This window comes from Saprospira grandis DSM 2844 (genome assembly GCF_000275825.1).
Taxonomy (GTDB): domain Bacteria; phylum Bacteroidota; class Bacteroidia; order Chitinophagales; family Saprospiraceae; genus Saprospira; species Saprospira grandis_A.
The window spans coordinates 3,023,019-3,038,030 of sequence record NZ_JH719942.1 but is presented as its reverse complement, the minus strand read 5'-3'; the positions used below and the strand labels follow the sequence as shown (position 1 = coordinate 3,038,030).

The window sequence follows — 15,012 nt, the reverse complement described above, 5'->3', positions numbered from 1 at the left end:
TCGGTCTGGCCTTCGGCCACCCCTGCACATCGCTAGGCCGGTCGCTGCGCTCCCCTGCGGCGGCCAAGCCGCCTGTCCCCTCCCAAAACAAAGGCCTTCCAAATTGGAAGGCCTTTGCGCTATTTAATCAAATTTTTGTTCTTCTATTTTTTTCCCTGCTACGGCCTTGGCTATACTTTGGTCCATAGCCCGCTCGGCCATTGGCCGAGCATATTGGTTGAGCTCTTCCATCCGCTGCTGAATGAGGTCTTTATCCTCTCCCCCACAGGCTTGGGCCAAACTAGCCGCCCGGTTTTGCATCCCCACAATCTCTTCCTCCAATAAAATGGCCCCGTTCTGCCCAATGAATTTATCCGTCGCCAATAAAACCGATTCGGCCTCGGTTCTGGCCTCTATCAAAGCCTTGATGGCCATGTCTTCCTTGGCATTCTTGATCGAATCTAAGAGCATTCTTCCCATTTCTTCCTCAGATATACCATAAGGCGAACGCATTTCAACCAGTTGCTCGACCCCCGAACGCAATTCCTTGGCCCGAACCTTCAAGATGCCATCCGCATTCAATAAGAAGTGGATTTCTATCTTGGGCATACCCGCCGCCATAGGCGGTATCCCCTTCAATACAAATTCTCCTAGCTTGCGGTTGTTGGCCACCAACTCCCGCTCTCCCTGATATACCGCTACTTTTAGCTTAACCTGCCCATCTACTGAAGTAGTATACTGACGGCCCGCTTTCATCGGTACTTTAGAGTTTCTAGGAATAATGACGTCCATCAGCCCCCCTACGGTTTCTATCCCTAATGATAATGGCGTTACATCTAATAATAAAATGTCTTTTTGATTGCCCGCCAATACATCGGCTTGTATGGCCGCCCCTAGGGCCACTACCTCATCGGGATGTAGCTCGTCTTTGGGCGCTTGGCCAAAGAATTTAGCCACGGCCTCTTTTACAATTGGCATGCGGGTAGAACCACCCACTAAGACCACCTCATCAATATCAGTCAGACTTAATTCCGCATCTTTTAGGGCCTGCTCACAAGCCTTGAGGCTCCGCTGAATCAATTCTTCTGTCAGTTGGACCAATTCCGCTTTGTTTAAGCGCAATACTTGGCCCGCCAATTCTCCCTCAAATTCATCGGCCAGAGAAAGGCTTTTCTTGGCCTCTTCAGCCAAAAGGCGCAGTTCCTGCGCAAACGCCCGCTCCTCCTGCAAGCGCTGCTCGCTCCAGTTGGCGCCCTTGGCCCAATGCTTCAAGATGGCTCGGTCTATATCATCGCCCCCCAAAAAGGTGTCGCCATGTGTAGCCAATACCTCAAAGATCCCATTATCAATGCTGAGGATAGAAACGTCAAAGGTTCCTCCACCCAAATCATAAACGGCAATGGTCTTTTGCTCATCGGGGTCCAAACCTATCCCATAGGCCAAACTGGCCGCCGTGGGCTCATTGACAATTCGCAAAACATCTAAGCCCGCCAGTTTCCCCGCATCGCGAGTGGCCTGCCGCTGCGAATCATTAAAATAAGCGGGAACGGTAATGACGGCCTTCTGTACGGGTTGCTTCAATAGCTTTTCGGCCCGCTCTTTCAAGCTTTTGAGAATAACAGCAGACAATTCGATGGGATTATAAAACTTATTGCCCAAACGAACCTTCAATAAGCCGTCTTCTTGCTCATTGGGAATAATCTCATAGCTAAAAAAGCCCTGATAATCTTTGAGCTCTCCATAAGATTTGCCCAAAAGCCGCTTGACCGAGAAAATGGTATTCTCTGGGTCTTTGATTAACATCTCTTTGGCCGATTGGCCCACCAGAGGCTGCCCTTCCTGCCAATGAATAACAGAAGGGACCAAACTATGCTTGGCCGATTCCTCTTTTAAACATTCGGCTTTGCCCTCGGCATTGATGTAGGCCAACAAGCTGTTGGTGGTCCCCAAATCAATCCCAATAATGAGCTCGCCTTTCTTGGTTTTATCTTTTTCTACCTGCCCAGATTGCAGGTTGATTCCTATTTTTGCCATAGCTGTATTTCTTCCTTTTTTAAAGGGTGCTTTCTCCCTCTATAATAGAACTGCCCTCCTTTTGTTTAATACCGCAGCGTTTTTAGCATGCGGGCCAAGCTCTCTCGCCAATGGGGAATTTGCAAACCAAAGTTGCCCTTTATTTTGCCCTTATGCAAAAGCGAAAAGGCAGGGCGTTTTGCAGGAGTAGGGTAATCTTTAGTATCTATGGGCTGCAGCGCACAATCTATTTGGGCCAACTCAAAAATGGCCTGCGCAAAGTCATACCAACTGGCTACGCCCTCATTACTATAATGGTAGAGCCCAGAAGGCGCCTCCTCTTGGCCCAAAATCCGCAGAATAGCCTCGGCCAGATCTCCTGCAAAGGTAGGGCTACCTATTTGATCGGCCACTACAGATAGACTTGGGCGCTCTTGGCCCAATCGCAACATAGTTTTTACGAAGTTCTGCCCAAAAGAGGAGTAAACCCATGCGGTGCGAATAATCAGTGCATCGGGCAGCTCGGCCAAAACGGCCTGTTCTCCCGCTAGTTTTGTGCACCCATACACGCCCTGGGGATCTGTAACCGCAGTTTCTCGAATAGGGCCAGAAGCTGTACCCGCATAAACATAGTCTGTAGAAATATGCACCAATTTTGCCCCAAGGGCTGCGGCCGCCTTGGCCAAATTGCGGGGCCCTTCTACATTGACCAACTGGGCCAATTCTTCCTGCTCCTCGGCCTTATCTACGGCAGTATAAGCTGCACAGTTGATGCAATAATCTATTTTATATTGCTGCATATAGGCATAAACCGCCTCGACATCAGTAATATCGAGGGTAGATTGATCGGTAAAATGGTATTGGCCTCCCGCCAAAAGACGCAAGGCCTTTTGGTTCATGACCAAGGCCTGTATTTCGCTGCCCAATTGGCCCTCGGCCCCAGTAATCAGTATATTCTTAATCATAGTCGTTTAGGCTTTTCGCTGTTGGCCAAAATGAGGTAATTCTAGGTCCTTTTCAGAAAGGATGGCCTGCGCCAAATCAATCTGCCAATCAATATTCAATTGAGGGTCATCGTAGCGGATACCGCCCTCACTGGCCTTATGATAAAAGTTGTCGCATTTATAGAAGAACTCTGCCGTTTTGCTCAAAACCACATAGCCATGCGCAAAACCACGAGGCACATACAACTGCCGTTTGTTCTCCGCCGAAAGCTCTACCCCATAATGCTCTCCATAAGTAGGAGAATCGGGACGAAGGTCTACCACTACATCTAGGACCTTACCTTCTAGTACTCGGACCAATTTGGCTTGCGCCTGCTCCCCTACTTGATAGTGCAAGCCCCGAAGCACCCCATAGGCTGAACGGGCCTGATTATCTTGTACAAAGGGACGTTCTATTCCCGCCTCGGCAAAGGTTTGGGCATTAAAGGCCTCAAAGAAGTAGCCGCGATCATCCTCAAAAACCCGAGGTTCAAAAAGGAGGAGGTCGGCAATAGGAGTTTTAACAAAAGGCATAGGCTTATTTTTTATGTTGCTCGAGGCAATCTAATTGGTCCTTAAAAAAATCGAGATAATAAATGGGGTAATTTTGTGTGCCCGCCGACCACTGCAAACTCAAGGACTCAATTTCATGCTTGCGCAACCATTTTTGGTCTTTCTTCTTGAGCGGAAAACGGCAGATATAAACACTTTCTCTCCCCTGCGCTTGTCGTTTGGCCCCCAAAGGCGAATACAATTTATGTTTGCGGCCATCCAGGGCGGTAAGTTCTAGTTTTGCCTTGGGCGGCAAGAAACCAAAACTTTTATCGGCCTCTTGGTCCAATAAGCGGATCTCTAGCTCTAGCAGTAGTTGGCCCTCGCTTTCTCGCAGAAAGCCCGAGGCCGAAAGGTAATCTTCATTGGGATAAAATCGACGATACGCTTTGGGCGTATAGCTAAAGAACCAGCGACTAGGCAAGCGCTTTTCTGCTCGGCCTGTAAAATCATCTTGGGCCAAGACTTCCCACTCACAACTGCCCAATAAGGGCTGAGCAGAAAGCCAACTACTGCCCAATAGGGCCAAAGAAAATAAGAAGTACTTAAGCGGCATAGACGATATATATTTGGTCCAATAGATCTTGTATGGCCTTTGCGGCGGACAGGCGGCGCAGCCGCCGCAGGCTGAGGGATGGATAAGGGGGCGGCGAAGCCGCAGACCTAGCAAAATGAGCGTAGCGAAATTTTGCGCAGGGCCGAGCAGCCCTGCGAGCCCTGACACAGCCCGACCCGAGCGAAGCGAGTGGGCAGCCCCAAATTCTGCTAGGACTTAATTTTGCTCCAGCTGCTGCCTTCTTTGCCGTCCTTAATTTGTAATCCAAGCGCTTGAAGGGCATCCCGAATCTGATCGCTTTTGGTCCAGTCTTTATTGGCTCTGGCCTCTTGGCGCTGTTCGATAATCATCTGCATCAGGCCATCTAGCAAGGTCTTATCTTCATCTGATTGGCCGATGAGGGCTTCTTTTTGCAGACCGAATACATCAAAAACGATGGCGCTAAAGTCCTTTTTGAGGCGGGCCAGGGTTTCGGGCGCAATGCTGCCCAAGTCTTGTTGGCCATTCGTAAACTTCTGAATATCACTGACCAAGCCAAAGATTTTAGCGAGGGCCTTGGGGGTGTTGAGGTCCTCATCTAGCTCCGCAAAGGCGCCATCCAACAGCTTATTGATTTTGATATCTAGGCCTTTGGCCAAGTCTGAAAGCTCAGTTTGCTCCAAAGCCATCAGGGCCTCATGGGCTTGCATTAGGCGCTGATAGCCTTTTTCGGCGGCCAAAAGGGCATCCTCTGTAATGTTGAGGGTAGAGCGATAGTGCGCCTGCAACATAAAAAAGCGGATGACCATGGGGCTATAGGGCTTAGTCATTAGCGGATTGCTGCCTGCAAAAAGCTCCTTGGGCAGAATAGAATTGCCCTTGCTCTTACTCATTTTCTTGCCATTGAGCAGTAGCATATTGGCGTGCATCCAGTAATTGACGGGCTGGCAATTGCAGGCCCCCAAATTCTGGGCAATTTCATTTTCGTGATGCGGAAATTGTAGGTCCATGCCGCCCCCATGAATGTCAAAGGTTTTGCCCAAGTACTTGGTACTCATGGCCGAGCATTCTAGGTGCCAACCCGGAAAACCATCTCCCCAAGGCGAGGGCCAGCGCATAATATGCGTAGGCGAGGCCTTTACCCAGATGGCAAAATCAGAAGGCGAGCGTTTTTCCTCTTGCTTTTTAAGGTCATCGCGGCTTTCCGACATCAGGTCCTCCACCAATTTGCCCGATAGTTTGCCATAGTCTTTATTCTCGGCAATGAGCTTTTGGGTATCAAAATAAACCGAGCCATTGACCTCATAGCCATAGCCATTCTCAATAATATCTTGGACCATCTGGATTTGCTCCACAATATGGCCCGTAGCCGTAGGCTCAATGCTTGGCGGCAAAATATTGAGTTGGTCCATCACCTCATGAAAGAGGTAGGTATACTTTTGCACAATCTCCATAGGCTCTAGCTCCTCTAGGCGAGCCCTTTGCTCAATCTTGCTATCGGCGGCGGTATCTACATCCCCTTCTAGGTGGCCCACATCCGTAATATTGCGGACATAACGGACCTTATAGCCCTTTTGCAACAAATAGCGGTAGAGCAAATCAAAGCTAAAAAAGGTCCGACAATTCCCCAAGTGCACCTCATTATAAACAGTTGGTCCACAGACATATAGGCCAACTTTCTTTCCGTTGGGGTCTATGGGTGTAAATTCCTCTAGGGTCCGACTTAGCGAATTGTAAATTTTTAATGCGTTCATACTAGCTTTGATTCGAATGTTAAGGCGGCAAGATACAGACTTCAACTTGCTTTTACAAACCTTCTGTTTTTGATTTTTTGGGGCCTGCCGCCTTCGGCGGCCGGGCCCTTGCAGGGCTCGCAGGTCTGCTCGGCCCTGCGGGCTTCGCCCTGGGTCTGCCGCTGCGCGGCCCCCTTTCAGGCCCCTAGGCCTGCGGGCCTTCGGCCCTTTTTACTGTAGGTTGAAACCTACAGCCATACAACAACCCCATTCTACATCTATAGTACGGAGAGGATTAAAATCCTCTACCGCTTTGAACAAGGGTTATTTTTTCTTCGGTAGTTTGATTTTTCTCCCCCATAAATTTCATAGGCACCCTAGGGCCAAGGCCCTAGGCTATCGAAAAAATCGTCATCCCCTCCTTCGAGGGGATTTTCTGTTCTACTAGACTCCATCAGCAACCAAGGGCTTTAGCCCATGGCTGAAAAGGCGAGCCAATATAATCTTTAAGCTTGTTTAAGCGCCTCTGGGCTGAAGCCCAAGGTTGTTAACTGAGCCAACTGACGGACTAAAGTCCTTGTTCGCTTTTTCTACTTATAGCTTCCCGTTAAGCTTCAGCCCAAAACTGCCCAGCTGCTAAAAGACACTTTCTTTTTCTCCATCTTTCAAAAACCAAGAAAAAGTTGAGGGACTAATAAACTAGGGCGATGGGGTTGCACAAGCCCAAAATAGGGGTCCTTTAAGGTATGGATTAGGTCCAAGACCCCCATAAGGTACGTCCCGAACTCCATGAGATAGGTCCACAAACCTCATTGGGTACGTCCTGAACTCCATGAGATAGGTCCACAAACCCCATTGGGTACGTCCTGAACTCCATGAGATACGTCCACAAACCCCATGAGGTACGTCCACAAACCCCATGAGATAGGTCCACAAACCCCATTGGGTACGTCCCGAACTCCATGAGATACGTCCACAAACCCCATTGGGTACGTCCTGAACTCCATGAGATACGTCCACAAACTCCATGAGATACGTCCACAAACCCCATTGGGTACGTCCACAAACTCCATTGGGTACGTCCTGAACTCCATGAGATACGTCCATAAACCCCATTGGGTAGCTTTCTATACCCCAGTAGGTACGTCCTAGGACCCCAAAATAGACGTCCTAGGACGTCTATTTTGGGGTCCTACAACCTATATTATGTAGTTCCACAACCTATGCCGTACAGTTCCCTAACGTATATTATACACTTCTGCAACCTATACCATGGAGTTCAGGACGACTCTTATGCAGTAGAGGGACCTATACCAAACAGTTTAGTGACTCTATTCAATGACTTTGACAAGCTATATCGTAGATTTTAGGACGACTAAGAAGGAGTTTTGCCAATCATCGGCCATGGGCTGCAGCCCATGGGCCCAAAGCCGCCGAAGAAGACCGCCAAAAGAAAAAACAAAAGATGAGCGGCCCAGCGCTGCGGAGGGGTGGCCGTAGGCCAGACCAAGCTGGCGCAGCCAGCGAAGGGCCGAACAGACCTGTGAGCCCCGCAGCATAGCGGCGGCCAGCTTTGCTGGCCGCGGGCCCCAAAAAAAACCTTATCTTGAGTAGCCAAAAAGAAAGAATTGGCATCTATTCAAAAGAAAATCATAAGAACCATAAAAAACTATAGTCTATGAAATCCCCCTTCTTTTTTATGCTGGCCCTGCTGCTAACTTTATTTTCGGCTTGTAGCGAGCAGACTCCTACTGATATTCAGGGTGTTTGGTATTTGGAACATGTTCTGAAAGACGGCCAAAAAATAGTGGTAAATCGGGCCAGCAGCCTAGGTATTCGTGAAGAAGGCATGAGTCTTTCTTGGTCTCGGAACAGTAGCCATACGGAAGTAAGTTGGTCGGGCAATAGGGCCGAGCCTAAAGATCTTGGTTGGGTAACCACGATGATTTGTTGTGATTCGGAGTTGGATAATCAGTTGCAGGAACTGTTGGGCAACGATTTTGAGATCCTTCGGCAGAAAAAAGACAGTTTGATTGTGCAAACGGGAGAGAGCGAATGGCATTTTAGCCGCAATCGTTTGCCTTTAGAGCTCAGTGAGAGCAGTTGGTTGATTGAGGAGGTCCGGGAAAAGGCCAGCGGTGACAGTTGGCAGCCGCCCCTACCCTATCGTTTGGACTTTCAGGCCGAGGGCTATCGTTTCTTTTTGGAGGCCAATAGTTGTTGGCAGGCTTGTGAGTATGCAGAGGGCCGTATTTTCCCTAAAGAAACAGGCAGTTGTACCGAGGCTTGTTGTGATGCGCCTAGGACAGAGTGGTTAAAAGCCATGCGTTTGGATAGCTTGACTTACCGTTTAGAAAACAACCAATTAGTGTTGAGTTCGGCCAATTATGAACTCATTGCCCAGCCATTGAGAGGTTTGCAAGCAGAGGCCAAGCCCTTGTCTGCCGAAAAGCTCAGGGGCTTACGTTGGGAGCTAGCGAGTTATAGTAATGGCATGATGACGAGCGTTCATGCCATGCGGCATATTTTCTCTTTTGAAGAAGGCAAGGGGGCTATTAGCTGGGAAAACGAGCGTTGTCAGAGAGACTGTAATTTTAAGGGGCAGACCCTCCGTCTTAAAAGCTGTGCAGATAGTTGTTGCCCCCAAACGGCAGGCAGTATTAGCGAGCAATTTGAGGGTGACTTTCAGGTTTTTATTGAAGGTAGCCAGATTATTTTGCGGAGGGGGGAGATCGAGTACAGCCTTCGGCCTATTCGGGATGATAAATTTTAAGGGCCGACTTCATCACCTTAATTTTATCCATTTCTACTGTTTTGAGGCTTCGTTTTTCTAGGGCCTCTACCTGATCCTTATACGCTTGAATCTGGGGGCTTTTGAAATAGGGCAAAAGCGTTTGGATTTGGGCGGGGCCATTCTCATTGAAGCGGACAAAATGGATATAGGTATCGCCAAAAGAGGGGACCAACTGTCCGTCTTCATTGGGCATATCGTAATAAGTGGGGCTAAGCATATCGGGAAAGCCAGAGGTGGGCTGCCATTGCTCGCCTCTTTGGTAGCGAGCCAGCTCGGAGATAGGGACCAAGAGTTTATTATGGTGTTTATAGAGGTATCGGCTGGCTTTTTCTAGGCCAGCTAGTAGTTCGGCGGTATTAATTTTTGGGCCAGAGATAAAGACCTCATCGCCATAGCCTTTTTCCTTAAAGATATATTGGAAAGTGAGGAGGAACAAGCCTGCTCGGGGGTCCTTTGCATCGGCAGAGAGGGACCAGTTTTGCAATTCTTTGAGGGGTTTGCGCAGATGGGGATAATCTTCGGGCTTTAAGTCATAGATAAACTGAATAGACTGATAGAAAGGAGAAGCCTTAGAGAGTTGTTGATCGAACTTAATGGCCTTAAAATCGGCCCAATTGAGTAGGCCTATTTCGGCTTCGATCAGTTCGAGAAAGCGATGTGCTCGATTATTCAGGCCGGGGCGAAGATCGGTATAAGGGACCTTCATTTCTTCTTGGACCGAATCGCAGCTAGCGATTGTGGGCGTATTATTGGTATTAAACAGATAGCCACAATCTGGATTTTGGAGTAAGGGTTTTTCTTCTAGGGGCAGGTAATTGTTCCAGCAATTTTCTTTTTTGCCCAAAAGGATCCCGCTATAATCGAAGCTATCGGGTCGTTGGGGAATCATGCCATTACAGAGATAAAGCAGATTATCTTCCTTATCGGCATAGACGATATTAAAGAGCGGCAAGGCATTTTGGTCTAGGGCGGTTTTAAACTCTTGGAGATTTTTGGCCTTACCCATTTCATAAAACTGTTGGCCAGCGGCTAGGGCGTCTAGAGCGGGGCTGCGCAGGGCATAATACTTTCCGTTGGCGGCTTTAAAGGTAGGGCCAAACTCCGACCAATAGGTTTTTCTTCTAACCGGAAGGACAAATGCACCGACCTTCACCTTGAGCCAAAAGCGGCGCGTTTGCAGTTTCTTATAACCTTCTCCCCAGCGATACTGCTTTTTCTTTTTGGGGTGCATATCTAGCTCAAAGATATCGAGTAGATCTAGATAATTAAAGGTATGTCCCCAGCCCAGATGCTCATTATTGCCCATAAAGACGCTAGTTCCGCCTTGGAAGAGTGCCCCCGTAATATTCCAGCCCTCTTCAGAGCAAAGATGGGCCTCATAAAAAGAGAGCGGACCTTCCAACATAAAATGGGGATTGATGGCCAGGTAGGTCTGGCCGCTAGCGGTTCGGCTTTTGCTCATGGCATAAGCATTAGAGCCCAGGGGAGCTTCTTGGCTAAAAGCGCCAGGTTCTCGGCCCTCCACAATATCGCCTAGGGCATCGGGCAGGCCCGATAGGGCGGCAAAAGACAAAAGGTAGACCTTGAGTATATCTTTTTCTGTGACAGGAAAGGCTCGCTTAAAGAGTACTCTTTCGGGCTGTTTTTTGGCAAAATCATTCAGCGCAGTGACATAAGCGGAAAGCAGCTGCATAAACTCATCGCTCAGTTGGTCCTTTTGGGCTTCATAGTGCCGATCTAGGTCAATAGCCTTCACAAAATAGTCAAAGGCAGCCCCTTCCTTGCCCTTATAGCGCCCCATTAAACCTTTAGAGATAAGGACGGTCTCTTGCATGGCCTCAAAATTATCTTCGGCATTGGCCCAAGCCAAACCATAGACCACCGCTGGGTTGGTTGGGGCAAAAATATGCGGCATCCCAAAACTATCCCGAACAATATCTATTGATTTTGGTTCTATTTTTTGCTGAGCAAACAATGGACAAATCAACAAGACTGACAAAAAATATAACATCGTTTTTTTAAACAACATAGGCGAATAACTGGTATATAGATTTTATAATACAATCTTATTATGCTATTTTGCGCCCCGCCCCTTATCTAAAAACTCATTAAATAACAAATCTTGCTCTTTTAGCGAACTATTTCGCCTAGGCAAGTTCATAGTTTTGGTTTTGGCCAAATATAGCGTAGTACAAAATATGGGAAGAAAAAGTAAGGCAGAAGAAAGAAAGCAAGAAATTCTAGAGCATTTCTATAAGGTCATGTTAACAGAGGGTTTTGAAAACAGTTCGATTGCTAAGATTGCCAAAAGCATGGATGTAAACCCTAGTTTGCTCATTCACTACTTCAAAACAAAGGAAGATATGGTGGTGGGCTTGGTTGATTTTCTGCTAGAACGCTATGAGGATGCTTTTCTCAATATGGTCATTTCTAAAGAAAATCCTCAAGAACAATTTGATACGGTCATTGATATTTTGTTTGGCCATGCATGGATGCAGATGTCCGACCAGCATTCGGTCTTTTATGCCTGCTATTATCTTAGCTCTCGGCACGACCTAATTCGGGAGCGTTTTCAGCAGATGTACAACCGCTTTAGAGAGGTCATAGAGGATTTAGCCGATCGCTGGATAGAGGCCAAAATTGTTCGGGGGTTTGCGCCTTCTCAGGTAGCCGAATACCTCATTATGCTCAATGAAGGCCTCACTTATTATGAGGGAGTTTATCGCGATCCCGAAGCCTTTGTGCACCGTTGCGAGTACTTGCAAAAGATGGTGCGCAAAACACTAACTGCTTAATGAGCTGCACCCTCCCAGAGCTAGAAGAACCCTAAAGTTGTTTTTCTAGATTTTTAAGCTCCTGGGCGCTTAGTTCTCTCCATTGGCCTTTGGGCAATTGCTCCAATTCAATATTCATAATCCGTACTCTTTTGAGGGTACGCACCTCATAGCCAAGGTACTCGCACATCCGCCGAATCTGTCGGTTGAGTCCTTGCTTCAAGATAATCCGAAAGCGTTTTGGCCCAAGTTGTTCTACTTGGGCCTTTTTTGTGATTTTACCCAAGATAGGCAGCCCCCCAGCCATGCGCTGCAGAAATCGACTATTGATGGGCTGATCTACGGTAACGATATATTCTTTTTCATGCCCATTTTCTACCCGCAAAATAGGATTGACCATATCGCCATCATTCGTGAGTAAAATGAGGCCCGTAGAGGGCTTGTCTAGGCGGCCAATGGGAAAGATCCGCTCCTTATGCCCAATAAAATCGACAATATTACTGCGATCTCTACGATCGGTGGTACAAGTTACGCCTGCGGGCTTATGAAAGGCGATATATAGTTTTTTGGGCGCTTTGGGCAGGGCTTTGCCATCTAGCAGCACCTCATCTCCAGGCGACACTCGGTTTCCTTTTTTGGCCAATTGCCCGTTAATTTTCAAGCGGCCCTCTTCGATCCAACGATCGGCCTCTCGTCTAGAGCAAATCCCTTTGCTACTAATATATTTATTGAGGCTAATGCTATTATCTTGACTCATATCTGTTGCTAATTTTCGGCCCTAAGATACGGCAGAAAATGAAAAGGAGGAGGAAAAGCCGCCAACTTCCGTTTTGAAGTTTTTTTCTTTTTGGGGCCTCCGCTGCGGCCTGCGGCCTTGCGGCGCTACGCTTTGGGGCTCGCAGGTCTGCTCGGCCCTTCAGGCTACACTTCGTTTCGCCTTCGGTCTGGCCTAACGGCCACCCCGCCGCATCGCTAGGCCAAATGGCCTTCGGCCATTTTTTGATAAAAATTTCAAAGTTATTTTGCGTTTATATGTAAAAGTTACTACTTTCATGTAAACACAAAAACAAAGCGATGAAAGCATTAGCCATTTTTCTCTTATCCAGTTTATTTTTTGGTCATCTAAACCTATTACAGATGAAGCAGCGAGAACTTTTTTTGGCAAAACAACAGCAGTATCAAGAAGATACAGCCCTTTATGAAGAAACCTTGGCCCAATATCAAGAGCTACATTCACTTTATCAGGAGCTTCCTGCAGAGGATCCCGATCGCCCAAGCCTAAAGGCGGCTTTGCTCAAGACCAAAGCGGGCCTAAAGGCCTTTAAGCCACAGCTCAAAATGGATAAGGCCAATTTGGAGCAGCTATTTTTGGCCCTTAAGGAAGAGGATATTCCGAAGGAGCAGTACAGAAAATTATTAGCAGACTTCTTTAAGGGGACATCTAAAGTACTTAAATCAAGAATTGGTAAATCGCCTAAACTAAAGGAGAGTACGCCTCTGAGTATTTTTCAATCGCAATTAGCTCAATTCTTCAAACAGATTCCAGGTCCACTCAGTAAACAACTCAATAAGGAGGTTAAAGCGATTCCTATTGATACCAATGTTGAAGACTTTCTAGCGGCCTTTTTGGCCATTTTAGAGAAATACAGCCAAGAAGATCAAATCAAGGCGAACTGGTTCAATACCTTTAGTATCAAAGAAGAGAATTTACTAAAGAAAATTAGCTATCAGCAACTAGAAAGCATTTTGGACCAGGCCCTGGCCAAGGATGACTTTTTGACGGAGGAGGAGTTGGAAGAGAAGAAAAAGAGAGAAATAGAGGAAAAAAAAGAAGCAGATTCCACTTACCGAGAAGAGCTGGCTAAGTTCCGTAAAACCTTAAAGGAGGGTAAATCTGAGCTTGTATTTGAACTCTTTAATCTGGGGGTAAAGCCTTTAGAAAAGGAAAGTGGATTAGAATATTGTATTTCTGCCAAAGAGTTGGTAGAACATTTAGGAAAGTTAAATACAGGACATCCTCTTGTTCGAGCAGAACTCATTAAACAATTGGCTGCTCAACTAGATAGTAGTAAGCACTACTCGATAGAGGAGTTAAGCACTAAAATTCTTAGTAGCCTGACACTTTCTCCAATTTTTAGTGAAAATCTATTTTGTCAAGAATTTTATGACGTAAAAAAACATCAGTTAATTAAAAAAGATCCTGTTAGCTCAGAACTCTACCCCGATAATTGGGTCCGTAGTTGTTTTGATAAAGGATTACTACGGACCCAAGTAGGCCGAGAAGTCGCTATTGTACAGCTAAAAGAAAAAATCGAAGCTTGGTTTAAAAAACTACAGCCCAGTATAAAAGATCCTAATATTAGCAATTACTGCCTAAACAAAAAGCGATGGAAGGCTAGTCTAAGCTATCTTTTTTCAGCATCGACAGCAACTGGGCTAAAAATACCGCTTTTAGAAGATTATTTTTTAGCTAAAATGGATCAAATCGACCCCAAGGAAGATCATCTTTACATGAAAGATTTTGCCACAGAAGCTTGGGATGATTTTCTGGGCGATAAAGAGTTTCAACGAGTAGATCCTTTTAATAACTTATTAGCCGAGGAGATTAAGCAATTGGCAGATAGTGCAGTAGTGCTCTTATCCCCAGCCAAAGAATGGGAAAAAGCAATTCGAGCAAGTCGTTGTCAGGGGCCCAAACCACTGCTTTTAGAGCCTATAGATGCTGTTTACAACTTGGCCCAAATGCCCATAACATTTTCACTTCAAGGAGAAGAAAGACTTGCTCACTTTGATAAAGTGACTATTGGTTTCCCTCTAAAATATGTCTACGGTATAGCCCCTGGAGTAGGTAACAGCCTCCGGCAAGTTGCGTTTCTCTCTTTTGATGAGAGCAAAAGCCCCGTCATTGCTAGAGGGGCCAAGATAGCCAATATGGAAATTTCTAGCCTAACATCAGATGGTATTCGACGCCAAAGGAATAGAAATAGCATGGATAGCTATTGGGTATTTAGTGTTCGTGCCGAGATTGATCTATTCTCTATATTGGGGATAGATACCACTGCTTTATCGACGCTTGATGAGGATGAGATTCCTTTTTATCTACTAGAAGAAATACGCAAGTACTTTGGCTCTTCAGTAAGTATAGGGCCAATATCCTTTGACATTAACAATCCAGAAATAAAAATAGATTACCTGGCAAAAATGGAGGTCCAGTTAAGTTCTTATCCCAAAGGAATCGAAAGCCTGCTCCTCCAAAACCACTTAAGAGGTCCCGTTAAATTTAATCCCATACCTAACTATGGGTTAAAAGTAGATGATGAACATAAAGCAAGCCTTTTTTGGGAGCAAACCCCAAAAGTAAAAAAATAAAAATCAGCTATTCAGAGCCCCAAACTTCCCGTTTGGGGCTTTGCTCTTTTTGGGCCAATCCCTGCAGCTTTTGTTTAATTTTAGATGCCGTTCAATTCATGAGGGTTGAAACCCTCATCCATATATCATTGCGAAGCAATACCATTGTTGTATGGGTGACTAGGCCTCCAAAAAATTCAAACTTACTTTGCGTTTATAAGTAAAAGTTACTACCTTTACGTAAACACAAAAGCAAAATGATGAAAGCATTAGCCATTTTTCTGTTATCGAGTTTATTTTT

Annotated in this window: 11 protein-coding genes; 3 read left to right on the top strand and 8 right to left on the bottom strand. The window is 46.3% G+C overall.

Translation table 11 applies throughout. The features are described from left to right. Window positions 1-123: 123 nt before the first annotated feature. The 6 genes from hscA to SAPGRDRAFT_RS22975 form a co-directional block, all read right to left on the bottom strand. Complete coding sequence (gene hscA, locus SAPGRDRAFT_RS13820) at window positions 124-2,013, bottom strand: Fe-S protein assembly chaperone HscA (protein ID WP_002659872.1); 1,890 nt, start codon at window positions 2,011-2,013, stop codon at window positions 124-126. Window positions 2,014-2,078: 65 nt separating this feature from the next. Beyond that, complete coding sequence (gene rfbD / locus SAPGRDRAFT_RS13815; RefSeq protein ID WP_002659871.1) at window positions 2,079-2,957, bottom strand: dTDP-4-dehydrorhamnose reductase; 879 nt, start codon at window positions 2,955-2,957, stop codon at window positions 2,079-2,081. A 6-nt stretch (window positions 2,958-2,963) separates the two neighbouring features. Then, a complete protein-coding gene (rfbC, locus tag SAPGRDRAFT_RS13810) occupies window positions 2,964-3,509 on the bottom strand; it encodes a dTDP-4-dehydrorhamnose 3,5-epimerase (RefSeq protein ID WP_002659870.1) in 546 nt (181 codons plus the stop codon). A 4-nt stretch (window positions 3,510-3,513) separates the two neighbouring features. Continuing rightward, on the bottom strand, window positions 3,514-4,083 hold the full coding sequence (locus SAPGRDRAFT_RS13805) for a hypothetical protein (protein ID WP_002659869.1): 570 nt from the start codon (window positions 4,081-4,083) through the stop codon (window positions 3,514-3,516). 209 nt (window positions 4,084-4,292) lie between these two features. Beyond that, the gene (cysS, locus tag SAPGRDRAFT_RS13800) at window positions 4,293-5,816 is read right to left on the bottom strand and encodes a cysteine--tRNA ligase (protein WP_002659868.1); all 1,524 of its coding nucleotides are present in this window, start codon (window positions 5,814-5,816) and stop codon (window positions 4,293-4,295) included. Between the two features lie 788 nt (window positions 5,817-6,604). After that, window positions 6,605-6,772: a hypothetical protein gene (locus SAPGRDRAFT_RS22975; RefSeq protein WP_156001932.1), complete on the bottom strand. Its 168-nt coding sequence runs from the start codon at window positions 6,770-6,772 to the stop codon at window positions 6,605-6,607. Between the two features lie 701 nt (window positions 6,773-7,473). Between SAPGRDRAFT_RS22975 and SAPGRDRAFT_RS13785 the strand changes: the two genes are divergently transcribed. Beyond that, entirely contained in the window at window positions 7,474-8,568 is a 1,095-nt protein-coding gene (locus SAPGRDRAFT_RS13785) for a hypothetical protein (RefSeq protein WP_002659866.1), read from the top strand. Here SAPGRDRAFT_RS13785 and SAPGRDRAFT_RS13780 read toward each other — a convergent pair. Further along, window positions 8,546-10,600 carry a penicillin acylase family protein gene (locus tag SAPGRDRAFT_RS13780; protein WP_002659865.1) on the bottom strand — a complete coding sequence of 685 codons (2,055 nt, stop codon included), beginning with the start codon at window positions 10,598-10,600 and terminating at the stop codon, window positions 8,546-8,548. The genes SAPGRDRAFT_RS13785 and SAPGRDRAFT_RS13780 overlap by 23 nt on opposite strands. 187 nt (window positions 10,601-10,787) lie before the next feature. Here SAPGRDRAFT_RS13780 and SAPGRDRAFT_RS13775 point away from each other — a divergent pair, with 187 nt between their 5' ends. Continuing rightward, the gene (locus SAPGRDRAFT_RS13775) at window positions 10,788-11,384 is read left to right on the top strand and encodes a TetR/AcrR family transcriptional regulator (protein WP_002659864.1); all 597 of its coding nucleotides are present in this window, start codon (window positions 10,788-10,790) and stop codon (window positions 11,382-11,384) included. A 31-nt stretch (window positions 11,385-11,415) separates the two neighbouring features. On the opposite strand, the gene SAPGRDRAFT_RS13770 is transcribed toward SAPGRDRAFT_RS13775, so the two are convergent. Further along, entirely contained in the window at window positions 11,416-12,120 is a 705-nt protein-coding gene (locus SAPGRDRAFT_RS13770) for a pseudouridine synthase (RefSeq protein WP_002659863.1), read from the bottom strand. A gap of 317 nt (window positions 12,121-12,437) precedes the next feature. Here SAPGRDRAFT_RS13770 and SAPGRDRAFT_RS13765 point away from each other — a divergent pair, with 317 nt between their 5' ends. Beyond that, on the top strand, window positions 12,438-14,732 hold the full coding sequence (locus SAPGRDRAFT_RS13765; RefSeq protein ID WP_002659862.1) for a hypothetical protein: 2,295 nt from the start codon (window positions 12,438-12,440) through the stop codon (window positions 14,730-14,732). The last annotated feature ends 280 nt before the right edge of the window (window positions 14,733-15,012 follow it).

What these genes read in the sequence shown, in the direction of transcription:
- hscA (WP_002659872.1), bottom strand. Translation starts at nt 2,013, where the DNA reads ATGGCAAAAATAGGAATCAACCTGCAATCTGGGCAGGTAGAAAAAGAT.
- rfbD (WP_002659871.1), bottom strand. Translation starts at nt 2,957, where the DNA reads ATGATTAAGAATATACTGATTACTGGGGCCGAGGGCCAATTGGGCAGC.
- rfbC (WP_002659870.1), bottom strand. Translation starts at nt 3,509, where the DNA reads ATGCCTTTTGTTAAAACTCCTATTGCCGACCTCCTCCTTTTTGAACCT.
- SAPGRDRAFT_RS13805 (WP_002659869.1), bottom strand. Translation starts at nt 4,083, where the DNA reads ATGCCGCTTAAGTACTTCTTATTTTCTTTGGCCCTATTGGGCAGTAGT.
- cysS (WP_002659868.1), bottom strand. Translation starts at nt 5,816, where the DNA reads ATGAACGCATTAAAAATTTACAATTCGCTAAGTCGGACCCTAGAGGAA.
- SAPGRDRAFT_RS13785 (WP_002659866.1), top strand. Translation starts at nt 7,474, where the DNA reads ATGAAATCCCCCTTCTTTTTTATGCTGGCCCTGCTGCTAACTTTATTT.
- SAPGRDRAFT_RS13780 (WP_002659865.1), bottom strand. Translation starts at nt 10,600, where the DNA reads ATGTTATATTTTTTGTCAGTCTTGTTGATTTGTCCATTGTTTGCTCAG.
- SAPGRDRAFT_RS13775 (WP_002659864.1), top strand. Translation starts at nt 10,788, where the DNA reads ATGGGAAGAAAAAGTAAGGCAGAAGAAAGAAAGCAAGAAATTCTAGAG.
- SAPGRDRAFT_RS13770 (WP_002659863.1), bottom strand. Translation starts at nt 12,120, where the DNA reads ATGAGTCAAGATAATAGCATTAGCCTCAATAAATATATTAGTAGCAAA.
- SAPGRDRAFT_RS13765 (WP_002659862.1), top strand. Translation starts at nt 12,438, where the DNA reads ATGAAAGCATTAGCCATTTTTCTCTTATCCAGTTTATTTTTTGGTCAT.